The 207-nt window shown below is 54.1% G+C and carries 1 rRNA gene; it reads right to left on the bottom strand.

What is annotated here, in order from left to right:
- Nucleotides 1-203 (bottom strand): 16S ribosomal RNA (locus KI379_RS33950); the annotation flags it as partial.
- Nucleotides 204-207: the final 4 nt, after the last annotated feature.

The raw sequence follows: 207 nt of genomic DNA, 5'->3' as shown, positions 1-207 counted from the left end.
CCCTCAGGAGAGGAAATGAGATATCCGGTATTAGCTCACGTTTCCGTGGGTTATCCCGGTCTTGCAGGCAGGTTGCCTACGTGTTACTCACCCGTCCGCCGCTAACTATCAGGAGAGCAAGCTCTCCATCAAGTCCGCTCGACTTGCATGTATTAGGCACGCCGCCAGCGTTCGTCCTGAGCCAGGATCAAACTCTCCAAGAAAGTT

The sequence above is a fragment of the Paenibacillus cineris genome (genome assembly GCF_018333335.1).
In the GTDB taxonomy this organism is placed as follows: domain Bacteria; phylum Bacillota; class Bacilli; order Paenibacillales; family Paenibacillaceae; genus Paenibacillus_AQ; species Paenibacillus_AQ favisporus.
The sequence above is the reverse complement of the archived record's forward strand: the minus strand, read 5'-3'. Positions and strand labels throughout refer to the sequence as shown.